At 41.3% G+C, this 18180-nt stretch carries 18 protein-coding genes; 13 read left to right on the forward strand and 5 right to left on the reverse strand.

Going from position 1 to position 18180, the window contains the following annotated elements:
- Positions 1 to 4: 4 nt before the first annotated feature.
- Positions 5 to 2149, reverse strand: coding sequence for a xanthine dehydrogenase family protein molybdopterin-binding subunit (locus QWZ08_RS08990; protein ID WP_290337059.1), 2145 nt, complete (start codon positions 2147 to 2149; stop codon positions 5 to 7).
- Between the two features lie 5 nt (positions 2150 to 2154).
- The gene (locus QWZ08_RS08995; protein WP_290337060.1) at positions 2155 to 2613 is read right to left on the reverse strand and encodes a (2Fe-2S)-binding protein; all 459 of its coding nucleotides are present in this window, start codon (positions 2611 to 2613) and stop codon (positions 2155 to 2157) included.
- Between the two features lie 134 nt (positions 2614 to 2747).
- On the opposite strand from QWZ08_RS08995, the gene QWZ08_RS09000 reads away from it, so the two are divergent.
- From QWZ08_RS09000 to QWZ08_RS09010, 3 genes are all read left to right on the forward strand, one after another.
- Complete coding sequence (locus tag QWZ08_RS09000) at positions 2748 to 3638, forward strand: PIG-L deacetylase family protein (protein ID WP_290337061.1); 891 nt, start codon at positions 2748 to 2750, stop codon at positions 3636 to 3638.
- A 224-nt stretch (positions 3639 to 3862) separates the two neighbouring features.
- The gene (locus QWZ08_RS09005) at positions 3863 to 4390 is read left to right on the forward strand and encodes a lipocalin family protein (RefSeq protein ID WP_290337062.1); all 528 of its coding nucleotides are present in this window, start codon (positions 3863 to 3865) and stop codon (positions 4388 to 4390) included.
- Between the two features lie 180 nt (positions 4391 to 4570).
- A complete protein-coding gene (locus QWZ08_RS09010) occupies positions 4571 to 5692 on the forward strand; it encodes an acyltransferase family protein (RefSeq protein ID WP_290337063.1) in 1122 nt (373 codons plus the stop codon).
- A gap of 95 nt (positions 5693 to 5787) precedes the next feature.
- Here QWZ08_RS09010 and QWZ08_RS09015 read toward each other — a convergent pair whose 3' ends face one another.
- Positions 5788 to 6339 (reverse strand): DNA-3-methyladenine glycosylase I, encoded by a 552-nt coding sequence (locus QWZ08_RS09015; RefSeq protein ID WP_290337064.1) that lies wholly within the window; start codon positions 6337 to 6339, stop codon positions 5788 to 5790.
- Positions 6340 to 6794: 455 nt separating this feature from the next.
- Between QWZ08_RS09015 and QWZ08_RS09020 the strand changes: the two genes are divergently transcribed.
- Positions 6795 to 7394 (forward strand): START domain-containing protein, encoded by a 600-nt coding sequence (locus QWZ08_RS09020; RefSeq protein ID WP_290337065.1) that lies wholly within the window; start codon positions 6795 to 6797, stop codon positions 7392 to 7394.
- A 204-nt stretch (positions 7395 to 7598) separates the two neighbouring features.
- The gene (locus QWZ08_RS09025) at positions 7599 to 8168 is read left to right on the forward strand and encodes a lipid-binding SYLF domain-containing protein (protein ID WP_290337066.1); all 570 of its coding nucleotides are present in this window, start codon (positions 7599 to 7601) and stop codon (positions 8166 to 8168) included.
- Positions 8169 to 8299: 131 nt separating this feature from the next.
- Here QWZ08_RS09025 and QWZ08_RS09030 read toward each other — a convergent pair whose 3' ends face one another.
- A complete protein-coding gene (locus QWZ08_RS09030) occupies positions 8300 to 10699 on the reverse strand; it encodes an aconitate hydratase (protein WP_290337067.1) in 2400 nt (799 codons plus the stop codon).
- 45 nt (positions 10700 to 10744) lie between these two features.
- Between QWZ08_RS09030 and QWZ08_RS09035 the strand changes: the two genes are divergently transcribed.
- The 3 genes from QWZ08_RS09035 to QWZ08_RS09045 are packed head-to-tail and all read left to right on the forward strand — an operon-like array spanning position 10745 to position 13011.
- Positions 10745 to 10966 (forward strand): PspC domain-containing protein, encoded by a 222-nt coding sequence (locus tag QWZ08_RS09035; protein ID WP_290337068.1) that lies wholly within the window; start codon positions 10745 to 10747, stop codon positions 10964 to 10966.
- A gap of 37 nt (positions 10967 to 11003) precedes the next feature.
- Positions 11004 to 11999, forward strand: a complete 996-nt coding sequence (locus tag QWZ08_RS09040) for a helix-turn-helix domain-containing protein (RefSeq protein ID WP_290337069.1) — start codon at positions 11004 to 11006, stop codon at positions 11997 to 11999.
- Positions 12000 to 12030: 31 nt separating this feature from the next.
- The gene (locus QWZ08_RS09045; protein WP_290337070.1) at positions 12031 to 13011 is read left to right on the forward strand and encodes a helix-turn-helix transcriptional regulator; all 981 of its coding nucleotides are present in this window, start codon (positions 12031 to 12033) and stop codon (positions 13009 to 13011) included.
- A gap of 242 nt (positions 13012 to 13253) precedes the next feature.
- Here QWZ08_RS09045 and kdsA read toward each other — a convergent pair whose 3' ends face one another.
- Positions 13254 to 14075 carry a 3-deoxy-8-phosphooctulonate synthase gene (kdsA, locus tag QWZ08_RS09050; protein ID WP_290337071.1) on the reverse strand — a complete coding sequence of 274 codons (822 nt, stop codon included), beginning with the start codon at positions 14073 to 14075 and terminating at the stop codon, positions 13254 to 13256.
- A gap of 151 nt (positions 14076 to 14226) precedes the next feature.
- Between kdsA and QWZ08_RS09055 the strand changes: the two genes are divergently transcribed.
- The 5 genes from QWZ08_RS09055 (at position 14227) to QWZ08_RS09075 (ending at position 18147) form a co-directional block, all read left to right on the forward strand.
- Positions 14227 to 15165, forward strand: a complete 939-nt coding sequence (locus QWZ08_RS09055) for an NAD-dependent epimerase/dehydratase family protein (protein ID WP_290337072.1) — start codon at positions 14227 to 14229, stop codon at positions 15163 to 15165.
- Between the two features lie 375 nt (positions 15166 to 15540).
- A complete protein-coding gene (locus tag QWZ08_RS09060; RefSeq protein ID WP_290337073.1) occupies positions 15541 to 16035 on the forward strand; it encodes a hypothetical protein in 495 nt (164 codons plus the stop codon).
- A 131-nt stretch (positions 16036 to 16166) separates the two neighbouring features.
- Positions 16167 to 16682 (forward strand): hypothetical protein, encoded by a 516-nt coding sequence (locus tag QWZ08_RS09065; RefSeq protein WP_290337074.1) that lies wholly within the window; start codon positions 16167 to 16169, stop codon positions 16680 to 16682.
- 173 nt (positions 16683 to 16855) lie between these two features.
- Positions 16856 to 17413 (forward strand): outer membrane beta-barrel protein, encoded by a 558-nt coding sequence (locus tag QWZ08_RS09070; protein ID WP_290337075.1) that lies wholly within the window; start codon positions 16856 to 16858, stop codon positions 17411 to 17413.
- 206 nt (positions 17414 to 17619) lie between these two features.
- Complete coding sequence (locus QWZ08_RS09075) at positions 17620 to 18147, forward strand: outer membrane beta-barrel protein (protein WP_290337076.1); 528 nt, start codon at positions 17620 to 17622, stop codon at positions 18145 to 18147.
- Positions 18148 to 18180: the final 33 nt, after the last annotated feature.

The raw sequence follows: 18180 nt of genomic DNA on the forward strand, positions 1-18180 counted from the left end.
AACGTCAGGCCTTACCGCTGAAAACAGGTTCATCCATAAAAGGCTGATTACGTAACCGCTTGCCCGTGGCTTTATAAATGGCGTTCGCCACTGCTCCACCAGTGGGTGGCAATGCAGGTTCGCCCAATCCTGTAGGGTCGATGCCGTTGTCAACAAAATAAGGTTCTATCTCCGGTATTTCCTTCATTCGTATCAGCCGGTAATTGTGAAAATTAGATTGCTCCGCTGCTCCATTTTTAAAACTCAGTTTACTGTACATGGCATGCCCAAACCCATCGGTGATGCCCCCCATCACCTGCTGACGGGCGCCGCTCAGGTTGATCACCTGTCCGCAATCTGCCGCGGCATAAATCTTTTTTACCACCGGTTTGCCCGTCTGCAGTACTACTTCGCAAACTTGTGCCACATAACTCTGGTGAGAAAAATAAACGCTGAAACCCTGTGAAATGCCTGGCTTCTTTATTCCCCAGCCGGATTTTTCAGCAGCCATTTTTATTACACCTTCCATGCGGTCGATATTATATTTGATGGCGCCGGCCGGAGTTATTCTTGCTTTGGATAGCAGCTCCAGCCTGAATTGTACCGGATCTTTACCAGCAGCTTCCGCCACTTCGTCAATAAAAGCCTGCTCTGCAAAACCCAAAAAATTGGTAATGGGTGCACGCCAGGCACCGGTTGTTATGGGCGATTTATAATCAATGCTTTCAATCAGCAAATTATCTACCGCCCCTGAGGGAAAATTATCTTCCCGCACGAGGTTACCGGCATTGATGCCTACGCCGCGGCATTTATAGCCCACCAAATTCCCTTTGGCATCCAGGGCTGCTTCAAAGTGATATCGTACGGCAGGACGATAGTTACCACCGGTCATATCATCTTCCCTTGTCCAGATCAGTTTTACGGGTGCTTTAATAATACTTGATAATTCTGCTGCTTCAAGCACATAATCAAATTTCAATCTGCGTCCAAATCCACCGCCAAGGCGGGTAAGCTCCAATGTAATTTTATCTTCAGAAATATTTAATAATTTGGACACTGCAGTGCGTGCGCTGGCGGGTGTTTGCGAGGGGCCAACCAGTTCTACTCCATCTGCCTTTACGTGCGCAAAAAAATTCATTGGCTCCATGGGCGAATGCGATAAAAACGGGCACTGGTATTCTGCCTTTATTATTTTTACAGCCGACGCAAAAGCCGCTTCAACATCGCCATCCTTTCTTTTTACTTCGGGTTTTCCGTTGTCCATCACTGTTCTAAAAATAGCATTGTGATCAGACCTACTTTCAATAGCTCCCTCATTTTCATATTCCACTTTCAGCAGCTTCCTTGCCTTAATGATCTCCCAGGTTGATTTGCCTACCACGGCCACGTTGTTTTTAAATACCACCACATCAATAATCCCTGGCATGGCTTTCGCCGAGGCACTGTCTACCGTTTTTATTTTCGTACCAAATGCCGGCGGGCGCTGTATCATGGCAAACAGCATCCCCTCCCGGTAAAAATCCAATCCAAACATTGGCTTGCCGGTTACGATGCCTTTGTTGGCAACATTTTTCACGGCATGACCAATGATCTTAAAATCTTTCCTGTCTTTTAGCGGAACGTCTTTCGGCACCTGCAGCGTTGCAGCCAGCGCAGCCAATTCTCCAAAACCTGCTTTCTTCCCGCTGGCTGCATGCAATACAAACCCATCGCTGGCAGTACATTCCGTTACTGGTACACTCCATTGTGTTGCCGCAGCTTGTATCAGCATTGCCCTCGCTGTTGCCCCGGCCATTCTCAATCTCTTCCATGAATGAGGTACCGCACCGCTACCTCCTGTCAACTGGCGGTCAAAACTTTTAGTGTCCAGTGCTGCTTGTTCAACTTTTACTTTTGTCCAATCGGCATCCAGCTCTTCAGCAACAATCATCGGGAAAGACGTCATGATATTTTGCCCGAGTTCCGGGTTGGGGGATAGAATGGTAACCCTTCCGTCAGCTGCAATAGACAGATAGCTGTTGAAGCCAATACTTTTTTCAGGAAACGGTCCTTTAAGCACAGCGGGCGCTTCCCCATCTGCGCCAAACCAGCTAAAACCCAATACAAGTCCGCCTCCGGCGATGGCAGCTTTTTTCAAAAAATCTCTCCGGCTGTTGATTGATTGTTGCATGTGCATTAAATTTTTTTGCTGGCTAATTGGATGGCTTCCCGGATGCGGTGATAGGCGCCGCAACGGCAAATATTTCCCTGCATGGTATCTTCAATTTCAGTCAGGCTTGGATGAGGATTTCTTTTCAGCAAGGCAGCGGCCGTCATGATCTGGCCCGCCTGGCAATATCCGCATTGCGGTACATCCGTTTCATCCCAGGCTTTTTGCAAAGGATGATCTCCATCCACTGATAAGCCTTCAATGGTTGTAATGGCAGCCGTTCTTACTGCCGATACCGGCAACGAACAGGAACGCATCGCCACGCCATTCATATGCACGGTACAGGCGCCGCATTGTGCTATGCCGCAACCGTATTTAGTTCCCAACAATCCGAGGTGATCCCTGAGTACCCATAGCAAGGGTGTATCAGCAGCAACATCGGCAGTAAGTTGCTTCCCGTTTATTTGTAAATTATATACCGGCATAGTACGTTTTTTTATGTGTATAAAACTACAAAATTTTGAAGAAGATGGAGCTTTAAAATTAAAACAGCATGCCAGGTGCACAAATATTTTGCTTTTCAATAAACAGTATCTTTATTTAAACTAAAACGATTTGTATGAAGCCATTCAGACATCTTATCCTGTTCATTTCGATTGCTTTAATTTCCTCTAATGCCGTCCTTGCCCAGTCTGCAGGAGGCAAAGTCCGAATTATCATGATCGGGGCACACCCGGATGACTGTGATGTAAACAGCGGCGGCACCGCGGCTATTTTTGCAAAGATGGGCTATGCGGTAAAATTTCTTTCTGTAACCAATGGTGATGCCGGTCACCAAACTCTGAAGGGTATAGCACTTGCCAAACGCAGGTATGCCGAAACACAGGAAGTGGCCAAACGACTGGGCATAAAATATGATGTGCTGGACAACCATGACGGCTTACTGATGCCCACCCTTGCAGTGCGTCTTCAAATCATCAAAAAAATAAGGGAATGGAATGCCGATGTAGTGATTGCGCCCCGGCCCAACGACTACCATCCTGATCATCGTTATACGGGGGTACTGGTGCAGGATGCGGCCTATATGGTATCTGTACCCAATGTCGCTCCTGAAGTTCCTGCGTTAAAAAAGAACCCGGTGTTTTTATATTTCCAGGATAATTTTCAGCGGCCCAATCCTTTCCGCCCGGATATTGCTGTTGATATTACCAGCGTAAATGATCAAAAGGTTTTTGCATTGGATGCACATGTGTCGCAGGTGTATGAATGGTTACCTTGGATAGGACATTATTTAAACGAGGTACCAAAAGATAAAAACGACCGCATTAAATGGCTGGCAACTAAATGGGTTGAACCCATAACACCGGCGATAAAAACTTCGCTGGCCAGATGGTATGGTGATGAAAAAGCTGCGCAGGTAAAATTCGCGGAAGCATTTGAAATTTGCGAGTACGGTGCACAACCGGATGAAGCGGAAATAAGGCGATTATTCCCCATGCTGGTGAAATAAAAATTATTTTTTTAAGTTTGATGCCCTGGGTGTCAGCTTTTCTTTATTATTTATCCTAAGTCATCCAGCTGAATTGCGACCCGCAGAGTCTGCTGCCTGCAACCATCTCCTTCAGGATATGATCTGCCCCACAAATGATTTATACTTTTAATTCCCGCTAAGCATTCAGCCCTGGATACAACTATACCGGCATATAATGTGTTATACCTGTCTAAACAATCAATATGCATCACAAAATATGTCTTTTTGCATCTCTAATTTTAATAGTACCATCCATGTTTAGTTGTTCAACAATACCCAAAGGTGCCCAGCCCGTTCAGCATTTTAATAAAGACAAGTACCTCGGTAAATGGTATGAAATTGCACGTATGGATTTTCGTTTTGAAAAAAATATGATCAATACAACTGCCGAATATTCGCTCCGGACGGATGGAAAAATAAAAGTAGTGAACCGCGGTTTCGATACAACAAAAGCTAAAAATAAAACAGCAACGGGCAAAGCTAAATTCAGGGCAAGCAGCGATGTAGGTGCTTTGAAAGTGTCTTTCTTCGGTCCTTTTTATGCAGCATATAATGTAATTGCCCTTGACGAAAATTATCAGTATGCGCTGGTGGCGGGCAAAAATCTGAAATATTTGTGGCTGCTCTCAAGAGAAAAAACAATGCCGGAAAATATAAAGAAAGATTACCTGCAAAAGGCGCAGGCCCTTGGCTATAAAACTGCTGATTTGGTATGGGTAAAACAGGATTAGTACAAAGGTAATTACTGTTAGAATGATCAAAGATTATCGCAACAATGCTACCGAAAGGCATATATTTTACGGAGTATCATTGGATAAGGTGCTCTGAATTATTCTCACTGATATTGGTTATTTTTGACTGAGAAAAATATTAAGTATAACTAATGATTAAATTTTTTATTAAACAGTCACATGAGTAAATCATTGCTTATCAGTCCCAAAATTTTCCCTAATAATTTTGATTTTATCCGCTATTTTCTTGCTGCTTCAGTAATATTGTGCCACAGTTATGTGATGTATTATGGTACCGTCAGTTTTTTAACCAAAGAACCATTTCTTGTCTGGAGTCATGGACAGATCAGCATCGGCAGTATGGCTGTTGATTTTTTTTTCATTATTAGCGGCTGCCTGATTTTAAAAAGTTTTGAATCATCCGGTACCACAATTAATTATCTCACCAAAAGGATATTAAGAATTTATCCTGGCTTTATAACTGCCTTTACGTTGAGCATATTGATTGCCGGCTTTATCGGAACGGGATTGTTGTTTGATTGGATGAACTACAGGCAGTACCTAACCAATCTTCATAAAAGAAACGAAGTCATTCATCTCTTTACGCTTCAAAACCCTTATCAGTATTCGTTTTTTAAAACATCGCCTGAAAAGGGGCTCAACCTTTCTTTATGGACTATACAGTTTGAATTTGCCTGCTACCTGTTAGTGCCTTTATTTGCACTGGCAGGATTATTTACAAAAGGATGGGGACTGCTCCTTGTGTTTCTTTGTATGTACCTGGTATTTACACTTCAGCTGAATGGGTATATTTTTCCTTATACAGATAAGCAACATTTATGGTTTGGTAACCCATTTTTTTTACCGCGGTTTATAACTTATTTTTTAGCGGGGTCATGTTGCTACTATTACAGAAGTTCAATTGTACGAAGTAATTTAATTGCTGCACTCGCATTTATTGTTATCGTTATCTCTTTTTGCTGGGTTAAATGCATTGATGAGGTGTTGCCTTTTGCAGGAGCTTACCTGTTATTTTTTATCGCCTTTCATCCCCGTATTGCATTGGGTAATTTTGCCCGTTATGGCGATTTTTCTTACGGTGTTTACTTGTATGCCTGGCCCGTACAACAAGTGTTGGTGTATTTTTTTTACACTTCGCTAAATCCGTGGACTTTATTTTTCTACGCCTTGTGTATTACAACAATACTGGCATTTTGCAGCTGGCACCTGGTTGAAAAACCATTTTTGAAATTAAAGAAATGGAAGGCTGGAAAGCCAAACCCAATACCGGTTGTTATTTGAAACAGCAGGTGCATAAACCGGTTTATTAAGTTGCCACCTAAATTGCCCAAGCTCTTCTCACCTGATTTTTTTGATTGCTCAAAATTGTTCCCGTTTTACTTCCCGTTTGTCCACATAGGTTTGTGCTTTAGTATCACTTTGTAAATCTTACAATCGGCGGTGTGAGCGCCGGGGAGGTAGCCGATGCTCATCAAAAATTCATTTACAATTTCACCACCGGTAAAACGAAATGTTTTTTTAAACAGCTTAACCCACTCCTCCTTTGTTTTTGGGTGATGTGATGCAAGCCATTTCTGAAAAGAACCATAGTCTTTTTGCAGCACAATAATTGCCTTCGCATTTTCTATTGCCGCATTTACTTTCAGCCGGTTCCGGATAATGCCGGGATCGGCTAAAAGTCTTTGCCTGTCGGTATCCTCGTAAGCAGCTACTTTTTTTATATTGAAATTGTCATAGGCTTTTCTAAAAGTTATTTCCTTCTTTAAAATCGTTTCCCAGCTTAAACCTGCCTGGTTTATTTCCAGTACCAGGCGGCAAAATAATTCGTTGTCGTCGTTTATGGGAAAGCCATATAATTTATCGTGGTACGCCTTATGCAGCGCCTTTCTTTCTCCGTTCATTAAATTAATTGCGTTGCAGTATGACATAGTTTTTTGTTTAAAAGAAAGGTCGGATTCCACCTAGGCAAATCCTGTCTAAATTGGGTAATTTGCTAAATTATTCGCTTCAAAGTTATAATCAAACAGGGCATCAAATTCATAACAGATTTTTTTTGTTTGCAAGCAGTTTACTTTGAGTTTTACAAATGCCAGTCAGTCTCTGCATGCTCCGTTGCACATATCTCTATATCAGGGTTGCAGACCCTGATTCTACAATGCACTTTACATTAATAGCCATTTGTTTTTAAAATATAAAATATCTGCCGTGCTCAACCGTCTATATAATAAAAATCAAACGGGCCTGCTATTTGCTCAACTTTACAGGCGTACTCAATACTTTTTACATGTGGTTACAATACAATATTTTTTTGGGGAAATTGATCCGGGCATTGCGGTATCAGCAGCCTATTTTTATACTGTCATGCTTTTTGGTGGGTTTTACTATGACAAGTCTTGCTCAGGATAACTGGGAATTAAGGCAGGATAAAGAGGGCATAAAAGTCTACACCAAAAACATGGACAACTCTGCATTTAAAGCAATTAAAACTGTTTGCATTATTGATGCAACACCAGCTGTATTAACAGCTGTTTTATTGGACATCAACAACAGCGCTGAATGGGTGTATGCCACAAAAAGAGCGGTATTATTGAAGCAGCCTTCCCCGGATGAACTATATTATTATTCAGAAATAGCCGTACCATGGCCCGTAAGCAACCGTGATTTTATTGTCCGGCTGAAAGTTACACAGGATGAACGGACCAGGGCTGTTACGGTGGTGGCGGATAATCAACCCAGATATTTGCCCGAAAATAAAAACATTGTCCGTGTGCCGCAATCCAACAGCAAATGGCTGATAGAACCTTTGCCGAACAACCAGGTAAAAATTGAATACATATTGCAGGTTGACCCGGGCGGCACGGTACCGGCCTGGCTTATCAATTTGTTCGCCACCAAAGGCCCGTTTGAAAGTTTTAAGAGCTTGCGTGAGCAGGTAAAAAAACCGGTATACAAACAGGTAAAACTTGCATTTATTAAAAACTGATAACAGGTTAAAATTCGGAAACAACTGCAATGCGTTTATAACACACCCCCCTCTTCTGACCTCCCTGCATTTCATCAAGTCCTGTTTTCCAAATCATAAAAAGTTAAAAAAATGATATCTCGCTGAATGATTGCCCCAATCATTCAGTGCTTTTTTATATTTGCACCATACAATCTTCAGTCGTAATTTTTAACTTAACAAGAAATGAAAAAAATCAGCAGGTTAATAATGGTTTTGCTTTTAATGGCAACAACCGGCAGCATAATCACAACTGCACAGGCACAAACCAAACAGGAAAAATTAGTTGCCAACAGTAAAGAAGCTAAAGCGGCTTTTATTAAATCAGATAAGCTGATGAACAGCCTGTTTAAAGACAGTTATGCTTACGCCATTTTCCCGAGCATCGGCAAAGGTGGTATGGGCATCGGCGGCGCCACCGGCAATGGTGTAGTCTATGAAAAAGGTCAAATGGTGGGTACGGCCAATATGGTGCAGGTAAGCATCGGTTTTCAATTTGGCGGACAGGCGTACCGGGAAGTGATCTTTTTTGAAAGTGAAGAATCGCTGGATAAATTTAAAAATGATAAATTAAAATTTGCCGCCCAGGCAAGCGCTGTGGCAGTTACGGAAGGGGCCAGTGCCAATGCAAAATACCAGGAGGGTGTGATGGTATTTACGCAACAAAAAGGCGGCCTTATGTACGAAGCCTCCATTGGCGGACAAAAATTTACTTATAAGGGGCTGGAAGAAAAAGAAGAAGAGGAAGATAATTGACATTACGATTATTTCACGAAAGGAAAAATCCAAAGCTCGCAACGCTGAAAATGCATAAAAAAGGGAACAAAGAATAAGCTATAATTTATTCTTTGTTCCCTTTGAATTCTTAGTTCACTTTGTGTGAAAACTTATGCGTTAGCCGCTGCAAAATCTCTGCGGATGATGTTCAGTGCGCCGCCTGCTACAAACCATTCAATCTGCTGTTCGTTGTACGTATGATTTACCAGAATGGTTTCTATTGTGCCGTCAATATGGTTCAAAACCAGGTGCAACGCTTTGTTGGGTGCAAATGAAGTCAGCCCTTCAATATCAATCGTATCGTCTTCCAGTATTTTATCGTAGTCTTCCTTATTGGCAAAAGTTAGTGCCAGCATCCCCTGCTTTTTTAAATTCGTTTCGTGTATGCGTGCAAATGATTTAACCAAAACAGCCCGTACACCCAAATGACGGGGTTCCATAGCAGCATGTTCTCTTGAAGAACCTTCTCCATAGTTTTCGTCACCCACCACGATAGTTCCTATGCCAGCAGCCTTGTAAGCCCGCTGTGTTGCAGGTACTGGTCCATATTCGCCCGTAAGCTGGTTTTTTACCGAATCTGTTTTTTCGTTGAAAAAATTCACTGCACCGATCAGCATGTTGTTGCTGATATTATCCAAATGGCCACGGAATTTTAACCACGGCCCTGCCATACTGATATGATCGGTAGTACATTTTCCTTTGGCTTTAATCAACAGTTTCAGTCCTTTCAGATCAACACCTTCCCATGCTGCAAACGGATCAAGCAACTGTAATCTTTTACTGGTTGGAGAAACAATTACCTGTACGCCGCTGCCATCTTCAGCAGGCTGCTGGTAGCCGGCATCTTCCACCGCAAAACCTTTTATGGGTAATTCAAAACCTGTCGGTGGATCCAGCTTTACTTTTTCGCCCTTATCATTGGTTAAATAATCTGTCAGGGGGTTAAAAGAAAGGTCCCCGGCAATGGCCATTGCGGTTACCATTTCCGGACTGCCCACAAAGGCGTATGTATTGGGGTTGCCATCGGCACGTTTTGCAAAGTTGCGGTTAAAAGAATGCACGATGGTATTTTTTTCTGCCTTCTCTGCTCCTACCCTTGCCCACATACCGATACATGGACCGCAGGCGTTGGCAAAAACAGTAGCGCCTATTTTATCAAACACGCCTAAAAATCCGTCTCTTTCAATTGTATAACGCACCTGCTCACTGCCGGGTGTAATAGTAAATTCTGAATTCAGTTTTAACCCTTTTTCGCTTACCTGTTTAGCCAGGCTAACGGCACGGCTGATGTCTTCGTAGGAAGAGTTGGTGCAACTGCCGATTAAACCTACTTCAATTTTTGTTGGCCATCCATTCGCTGCAGCGGCTTCTTTCATCTTGGAAATCGGCGTAGCTAAATCGGGGGTAAAAGGACCATTTAAGTGTGGTTCCAATGTATCCAAATCAATTTCGATTACCTGGTCAAAATAGGCTTCAGGGTTAGCATATACCTCTGCATCACCCGTTAAATGCGCTGCAATGGCATCTGCAGCACTGGCTATGTCGGCCCTGTTGGTAGCATTCAGATATCGGCTCATGCTTGGGTCGTATCCAAACAATGAAGTAGTAGCACCCACTTCAGCACCCATGTTACAAATGGTACCTTTTCCTGTACAACTCATGCTGGTAGCGCCTTCGCCAAAATATTCCACCACAGCGCCGGTACCACCTTTAACGGTTAATATACCTGCCACTTTTAGGATAACATCTTTGGGAGCCGCCCAGCCACTCAGCTTGCCGATTAATTTAATACCAATAAGCTTAGGCATTTTTAATTCCCATGCCAAACCCGCCATAACATCACAGGCATCCGCACCACCTACACCAATGGCTATCATTCCCAAACCGCCTGCATTTACTGTATGACTGTCTGTCCCAATCATCATTCCACCAGGAAAGGCATAATTTTCCAATACCACCTGGTGAATGATACCTGCACCGGGTTTCCAGAAACCGATACCATATTTATTACTTACAGAGGCGAGGAAATCATATACTTCACTGCTTTCATGCACGGCCCTGTCCAAATCTGTTTTACTGTTTTCCTTTGCTTCAATTAAATGATCGCAATGTACTGTAGAAGGCACTGCCACTGTTGCTCTGCCACTTTGCATAAACTGTAACAATGCCATCTGGGCTGTTGCATCCTGCATTGCCACACGGTCTGGCGCAAAATCCACGTAACTCTTTCCCCGCTCGTACGCTGTGGTGGCTTCGCCCTGCCAAAGATGAGCGTACAATATTTTCTCAGTAAGTGTTAATGGTTTGCCAACCGCTTTACGGGCTGCTTCAATACGGCTGCCAAAATTGGCATACAGTTTTTTGATCATTTCAATGTCGAAGGCCATGCTGATAATTTTATAATTTATTTTAAAATATACCGTTTCCTTATCATAGTAAGGTGTAGTTTTTGCTATGATAGATTTGCCGGATGGGTGCAAAATTACTAAAAAGACAGTAAGCGAAGGCATCAAATTGATCCGGCTTATTTAATTTTATTATTTTACATTAGCAGTATGAACCGTTTTAAACAATTTATTGAATGGCAGGTATTTGGCGTTTGCAGCGCCATCGGCGAAAAAATGGGCATTGCTACATCCACCATTCGTAAAAATTTTATTTATATTTCGTTTCTTACCATGGGCTCACCGGTAATTATCTATTTGTTTGTTGCTTTCTGGATGAATATAAAACGGTACATCCTGAATGCCAGGCGAAATCCTTTAAGGTATCTATAACTGAACCACTTTTTTACTGTCTAAACTTTGCTTTTTCATGATTGTCTTCAACATCAATCATACAGATTATACCTTGCTGTTAAAGGATCTTGCCGCAGAGTTTGGCATTGCCTTTACTGGAGATGATTATGTTGAGTTACCTGAATCAGCCGGCAAAGGATGCATTAAAATATTAAAGCTGTTTGATGAATTACAGGTGCTGGTAGCAGACGTTACCTTCAATAAAACCCTGATCACTTCCAGGGAATATTCTGACAGCCGCTTTTTTATATTGCATTTTGATGACGTAAATATTACCAACACTGCAAAATTGAAAGTTGACGGCGAAACATTGCTGAAGACCAACACCCGCCATGCTGTAGCGAGGCTAACAAGCAACATGTTTGTGAATACAGAAGAGCTGCCTGCCGGACTGCATATCCGCTCCATCAAAATTTTATTCAGCGAAAGCTGGCTCAAGAAATACCTGGATCTGTCACCGGAACAACCGGTATTGGAGAAATATCTTTCGCTGAAGACGGAGAGCTTTGATATAGAATCTTTGGATACTGAATACCTGCGGCTGATGGATGATATATTTCAGGTACCGCAGCATGATCCTTTACAAAATATCTTTTTACAAAACAGGGTAACGTTGCTGATAGAACGTTTTTTTACGCGTTTACACGACAAAAGTAGTTTGCTGGAAGGGCGGTTTAGCCTCACCGATGATGAGGTACAGCGCCTGATAAAGGTGGAACAGTTACTCATCAATAACCTGGGTGAAACGCCACCGACAATTGACGAATTTTCAAAACTTGTATCCATGAGTTCTACCAAACTTAAAAAAAGTTTTAAGGGTATTTATGGCGACAGTATTTATGCTTACTATCAAAAAGTGCGTATGCAAAAAGCACGGGAATTATTGATGAGTGGCAAATACAAGGTTAATGAAGCCGCTTCCACAATTGGCTATCAAAATACAAGCAATTTTATAATGGCATTTAAAAAACAATTTGGCATTTCGCCGGGCGAAGTGGCCGGTTTACAATAAAAGTTATATTGCACCATAAATAACAGCGTTTTTGTTCCAGTTTTCTTACAAATACAACGATCATGTGGTGTACCTGCAAAACCTTGCTGACGCTTTGGGTGTGCCCGTAATTAATAATACTATTTGGTTACCCCCCCCAATAGGTTCGGGATACATAAAAGTGGTGGTGATGGCGAATGGTTTACAGGTGCTGATCAACGAATGCACGCTCAATACAGACATATGTTTTTCAAGGGAAGAAACAACCATTGCAGCCTATACCATCCGGTTTGACCAGGTAAGAAATATGAAAAAACTTACCCTTGAAATAGGAGAAGATTCACTGGAAGAAAAAAATGAATTTTATTCCGGCGCTTTTTTAACCAATTCGCTGGCTACCTTAAAATATACCACCAATGCCGGGCTGGAAGACCGGTGCATCAATATTTATTTTACAGAAGAATGGTTCAACCAGTTCTCAGGTGTTAAAACCAACGACTACTTTTTTACTCAATACCTTTCATTAAAAACAGCAGCTTACACTTTTGAAGTACTGAATATTGAATACCGGGAGCTGATGGAAGAAATATTTTTTTTGCAGGAAGATCACCCTATGTACAAAACAGTTTTGCAAAACCGGGTGATGCTGTTGCTGGAAAAGTTTTTGCGAAGCCTGTATGTAAAAATGACACCTTCAAATTCGGAAAAAGCTATTGAAGAAGCTGATATAAAAAAGTTGATGCTGGCTGAAGCTGTTTTGGTAAACGATCTCAGTACTCCACCTCCCTCCATCAGCGACCTCGCAAAAATTGCCTTGATGAGTGAAACAAAATTAAAGGCCAGTTTTAAAAAATTGTATGGCCTGAACCCATATGCCTATTATCAAAAAACCCGGATGTTTAAAGCCAGGCTGTTGATTACCAAACGCAGATTTTCTGTAAAGGAAACCGGCAGGCAGCTGGGCTTTCAGAACCTCAGTAATTTTACCATTGCTTACAAAAAGGAGTTCAATACCCTTCCCGGGAAGGAATAATTCCAGGCCTTAAAAAAACTTTTGCGGTTATTTTTATGTCGGATGCGGGCATGTGTGTAAATGACACAATGTTATCTTTGAGAAGATAAATACACAGTTTAAGTATTTACAACCCCGTTTTTTTTTCAATTCCTATCCACTTGTAATAGTGTTACTATTACATTTAAACCACAGCTGACCTTCAATTTACAAGTTTTCGTCCCGATGTTATCGGGATTTTTTTATGCCTTGCCAAAATTGGGTTAGATAATCGCGGCCCTCAAACGAACCAATTTTTCCAGCAAAGGTTCCAATAAATCCAATTGCAGCATGTTGGCGCCATCGCTTTTTGCTACTGCGGGATTGGGATGTGTTTCAATAAACAATCCATCAGAACCTGTTGCTATGGCCGCTTTGGCAATGGTTTCAATTAATTCAGGATTACCTCCTGTTACGCCACCACTTTGATTAGGTTGTTGCAGGGAGTGCGTACAATCCATGATCACCGGCACATTGATTTGCTTCATCCAGGTAATGTTCCGGTAGTCTACCACCAAATCCTGGTAACCAAAACTGTTGCCCCTTTCAATAAGCCCCACTTTATCATTCCCGGCATTGTTGATTTTTTCAACAGCAAATTTCATAGAAGGGCCATTGACAAACTGCCCTTTTTTTACATTAACTATTTTCCCGGTTTCGCCTGCGGCAATCAACAGGTCTGTTTGCCTGCAAAGAAAAGCCGGTATCTGTAAAATATCAACATAAGAAGCAGCCATGGCTGCTTCCTGGGCGGTATGAATATCTGAGGTAGTTGGAATATTAAATTTTTCACCTGTCTTTTTCACCAGTTGCAAAGCCGCTTCATCACCGATACCTGTAAATGAACTGGCACTGGTACGGTTGGCCTTGCGGTAAGATGACTTGAAAATATAAGGGATGCCCAATCTGCGGCAGATGGTTGAAACTTTATCCGCCACTTCCATCACAAGTGCTTCATCTTCCACCACACAAGGACCGGCTATTAAAAAGAAATTATTTTGATCGTATTGCTGGCCTGCAAACAGGTCGGTTAAATATTTTTCCATGTGGCAAAATTAGTATTAATACTTTTCAAATTACTTTTACAGCGTTTAACCCTGTTTTGCATAACAAACAAGCCGCATTCAGCACGAAAAACAGATTGGCCCCGATGACGTTTGGTCGTATTCAGGTTATCAATCATTAAAAGAAAAAAATATGGTAAAAGAAAAAATACTGGTGATTGGTGCCAGCGGACAAATTGGTGTTGAACTTACACTGGCATTGAGAAAAATTTATGGCAACGCCAGTGTGGTAGCCAGTGATTTAAGGGAAGAGAATGAACTGCTGAAAGGAACCGGCCCGTATGTAAGCCTGGATGTAATGAACAAGGAGATGCTGCATGTGCAGGTGATACGGCAAAATATTACGCAGATCTATTTATTAGCTGCTATTCTTTCCGCCACCGGTGAAAAAAACCCTAACCTTGCCTGGAGTTTGAATATGCAAAGCCTGTTGAATGTGCTGGACATTGCCAAGGAAGAAAAAATTCACAAAGTGTACTGGCCTAGTTCCATCGCTGTTTTTGGACCCACTTCGCCTAAAAAGAATTGTCCGCAGCAAACAGTGATTGAACCCATTACCGTATATGGTATCAGCAAATATGCCGGTGAATTCTGGTGCAACTATTACCACCAACGTTGGGGGCTTGACGTAAGAAGCATTCGCTATCCCGGCCTGATCAGTTATAAAAGTGCCCCTGGTGGTGGCACTACGGACTACGCGGTAGAGATATTTCATGATGCCCTGGAAGAAAAAAAGTACGACTGTTTTTTGCAGGAAGATACCTACCTGCCCATGATGTACATGCCCGACGCCATCAAAGCTACACTGGAACTGATGGAAGCGCCTGCAGAAAAAATAACGATCCGCACATCCTACAATATTTCAGGCATGAGTTTTTCACCAAAAGAAATTGCTGCGGAAATAAAAAAACATATTCCTGAATTTGCTATTAGCTATAACCCGGATTACAGGCAACAAATTGCCAACAGCTGGCCGCAAAGTATCGATGACAGTGTGGCTAGAAAAGACTGGGGATGGAAAGAAGATTTCGATTTATCGGCTATGACAAAAGACATGCTTGAAAATTTATAACAGCATTACTTTTAAAAGTTTCAATATTTATGAGGGGCAACTAATGGTAAAGGATACATGATAAATAAACCCGGTTGGTAATGAATTATTTCCTGATACTTTTACCTGATTTTCATCGTCTGGTATGTTTTTAACCTAAAAAATAAGATGAAAAAAGTATTGTTTGTGCTAGCTAATTCAACGTTTGCACTTGGTGCAAAAACATTTGCCCAGGAAGAAGGCTAGTTTAAACCATTTAAAGCAGAACTTTTTATCGGCTATGCTATACCGGCGGGAGGTACAGGTTCTAAGGGTGGTGCCTTATTCGCAATAGAACCCAAATATGCTGTAATGCCACAGTTAAGCCTTGGTTTATGACTGGAGATAGCGGCTACCGTGTCAGGTACAAATCTTACAAACGTTGACGCCAATACAACAGCATCTGTTAAGGCTGCCGCATCATATCTTACCACGGGTGATTTTTATTTTAACAACAACGACTTTCGCCCGTTTTTAGGAGCAGGTGCCGGTTTATATCAAACTGCCGGCGCAGAGGTTACCCAAACAACCACGGATGTTACTGTCGCTTCCAGGACAAAATTTGGCGGCATGGTAAGAGGTGGTTTCGAGTATAAACATTTTCGTTTGGGCCTTGAATATAATTTTATCGGAAAGATAATTGTTCCGCCAACATCAGGTACCAGCAACGATGGTTACGAAATAAAGAACGGTACGCCGGTATCAAAATGGGATTTTGCATCGGTGGTGGCAGACTGTAATCAACAATCAGAAAAAATGAATAAAGAGATTTGCATGCATGTACAAGTCTCTTTTAATTGTAACGATGATGATCATTTAGATAATGGCATAAGATTAAAAGCAGGTAAATGAAAGCTCCATACCCTACTCAGCAATACTCATGAACAAACCAGTGCAATCAACCGATTAATAAAAAAATAACAATATCCTTCTTTGGCCAACGCTCTTTACGGGCTTATCTTTACATAACAAAAAACTAAACAATGAAAAAAATAATGGTATGTATGATGGTGGCTTTAGGCACCTCATTTGTAACAATGGCACAAACTGATTCAAAATTTAAAGTTAGCCTTGGTCCTGAACTATCTTTCGCAAGCGGCGCTTTCTCAAATACCCATTCGTTCGGAATCGGAGGTACGATTCAAGCTGAAGTTTTATTACAAGAACATTTATACGGTACTGCCACTTTTGGAGTTATTTCATACAATGGAAAATCTAATGGGGTTGGCACAAAAAATAAGGGGCAAACTTTCCTTCCATTACGAGTTGGAGTAAAATACTTTTTAGCGGGAGGTATATATGGTGCCTTTCAAACAGGTGTTGCATTTCTAAACAATGGCCAAGGTACCGCCTTTGCATATAGTCCTCAATTGGGTTATGAGTTTAATACCAAAAGTGGTAAAGCGGTTGATGCTACTTTTAAGTATGATGGATACTCAGGAGCTAAAACTTTAGGTACAGTTGGGGCCCTTGGTTTTCGGTTAGCCTATATATTTTAAGTAAAAAAATTGATCAAGACCCGGTAGCAATGATACCGGGTCTTTTTATACAGATCAGTTTTATTAAAACTGATTACACTACCTGAAAAAATCTATAACTAATTAGATCGCTATTAGGAATACCTGATACTTTTGCAATCATTTTTTAACCCAACAAATAAACCAGCGTACAAATGAAAAAATTAATCCTGAGCGCAGCAATTTTAACCCTCGGCGTATTCTCTGTCAAAGCACAAAGAGGATCAGAAGACAAAACAGTAAAACTTAGCATTGGCGCAGAAGGCGCACTGCCAATAGGTGATTTAAAAACTACCAGCAAATTTGGATTTGGCGGTTCAGCGCAGGCTGAGTTTGAGGTGAGTGACAATATAGGTGTTACTTTGAGTGCAGGTTACCTGACTTTTTCCGGAAAAACTATTTCGATACCGGTTAGTTATGATCCTATAACAATGCAGCCTATTTATGGAGATTATAAGGTCCAGTCAATAAATATAATTCCTGTACTGGCTGGGGCAAAAATTTATTTTACAGAAAAACTTTACGGAAGTGCCCAGGCAGGCTGGTCATTTTTCTCGGCTAAAGGAGCCTCAAGTGCCAATGGATTTACTTATGCACCCGGCATTGGTTTTAACCTTAGTCCCAATTTTGACCTGCTGGTAAAATACCAGGGTTCCAGCAAAAACGGCAGCACCATATCATTTCTTGGCTTAAGGGCGGCGTATAGTTTCTAGATTAAAGCGAATGAAATCAAGCCGGACATTTTCAATGTCCGGCTTTTTGCTTTATACAATTCTGATATAAAATATCATCCTGCTTAATTTATATTTAAGTTTTGCAGGTTATTTTTTATGCTAAAATAAAAACATATAATTTCTTTATACTGCGAATTAATCTATACTTTAGGGTTATTAATTTTTTAACCCTAAAAATCATTTTAATGAAAAAAGTAATGTTAAGTGCGGTAATTTTAACCTTGAGTGTTTTAACTGCCAGCGCACAAAAAGAATCTGCTGAAACAAATTCATTTAAATTCAGCGTTGGAGTTGAAGGTGGATTACCAACAGGCGATTTAAAAACAACCAGTTCTTTTGGTATCGGAGGCTCGATACAGGGGGATTATAAAGCAACAGAAAGTTTTGCTTTAACATTAAATGCCGGTTATCTTAGTTTTTCAGGTAAAACCGTTTCACTGCTGGGTGAATCTATTAAATATCCTTCAATAAATATCATTCCGGTACTGGCTGGTGGTAAGTATTACTTTACAGAGAGTGTTTATGGAAGTGCTCAGGTGGGCGTATCATTTGTTTCTATGACAGGTGAATCAAGTTCCAGTGCATTTACTTACGCTCCCGGAATTGGTTATTATGTGAGCCCCAATTTTGATTTATTATTAAAATATCAGGCCGCATCGAAAAATGGAAGTACTTTATCATTCATCGGACTAAGAGCTGCCTATAGTTTTTAACACTTGATAAAATAAAAGAGGTTGTCAATGACA

Source organism: Ferruginibacter paludis (assembly GCF_030409685.1).
In the GTDB taxonomy this organism is placed as follows: Bacteria; Bacteroidota; Bacteroidia; order Chitinophagales; family Chitinophagaceae; genus Ferruginibacter; species Ferruginibacter paludis.

What these genes read in the sequence shown, in the direction of transcription:
- QWZ08_RS09035 (WP_290337068.1), top strand. Translation starts at nt 10,745, where the DNA reads ATGAACCGTTTTAAACAATTTATTGAATGGCAGGTATTTGGCGTTTGC.
- QWZ08_RS09020 (WP_290337065.1), top strand. Translation starts at nt 6,795, where the DNA reads ATGACAAGTCTTGCTCAGGATAACTGGGAATTAAGGCAGGATAAAGAG.
- kdsA (WP_290337071.1), bottom strand. Translation starts at nt 14,075, where the DNA reads ATGGAAAAATATTTAACCGACCTGTTTGCAGGCCAGCAATACGATCAA.
- QWZ08_RS09070 (WP_290337075.1), top strand. Translation starts at nt 16,856, where the DNA reads ATGAAAAAATTAATCCTGAGCGCAGCAATTTTAACCCTCGGCGTATTC.
- QWZ08_RS09030 (WP_290337067.1), bottom strand. Translation starts at nt 10,699, where the DNA reads ATGCCTTCGCTTACTGTCTTTTTAGTAATTTTGCACCCATCCGGCAAA.
- QWZ08_RS09000 (WP_290337061.1), top strand. Translation starts at nt 2,748, where the DNA reads ATGAAGCCATTCAGACATCTTATCCTGTTCATTTCGATTGCTTTAATT.
- QWZ08_RS09040 (WP_290337069.1), top strand. Translation starts at nt 11,004, where the DNA reads ATGATTGTCTTCAACATCAATCATACAGATTATACCTTGCTGTTAAAG.
- QWZ08_RS09015 (WP_290337064.1), bottom strand. Translation starts at nt 6,339, where the DNA reads ATGTCATACTGCAACGCAATTAATTTAATGAACGGAGAAAGAAAGGCG.
- QWZ08_RS09005 (WP_290337062.1), top strand. Translation starts at nt 3,863, where the DNA reads ATGCATCACAAAATATGTCTTTTTGCATCTCTAATTTTAATAGTACCA.
- QWZ08_RS09055 (WP_290337072.1), top strand. Translation starts at nt 14,227, where the DNA reads ATGGTAAAAGAAAAAATACTGGTGATTGGTGCCAGCGGACAAATTGGT.
- QWZ08_RS08995 (WP_290337060.1), bottom strand. Translation starts at nt 2,613, where the DNA reads ATGCCGGTATATAATTTACAAATAAACGGGAAGCAACTTACTGCCGAT.
- QWZ08_RS09025 (WP_290337066.1), top strand. Translation starts at nt 7,599, where the DNA reads ATGAAAAAAATCAGCAGGTTAATAATGGTTTTGCTTTTAATGGCAACA.
- QWZ08_RS09010 (WP_290337063.1), top strand. Translation starts at nt 4,571, where the DNA reads ATGAGTAAATCATTGCTTATCAGTCCCAAAATTTTCCCTAATAATTTT.
- QWZ08_RS09075 (WP_290337076.1), top strand. Translation starts at nt 17,620, where the DNA reads ATGAAAAAAGTAATGTTAAGTGCGGTAATTTTAACCTTGAGTGTTTTA.
- QWZ08_RS08990 (WP_290337059.1), bottom strand. Translation starts at nt 2,149, where the DNA reads ATGCAACAATCAATCAACAGCCGGAGAGATTTTTTGAAAAAAGCTGCC.
- QWZ08_RS09065 (WP_290337074.1), top strand. Translation starts at nt 16,167, where the DNA reads ATGAAAAAAATAATGGTATGTATGATGGTGGCTTTAGGCACCTCATTT.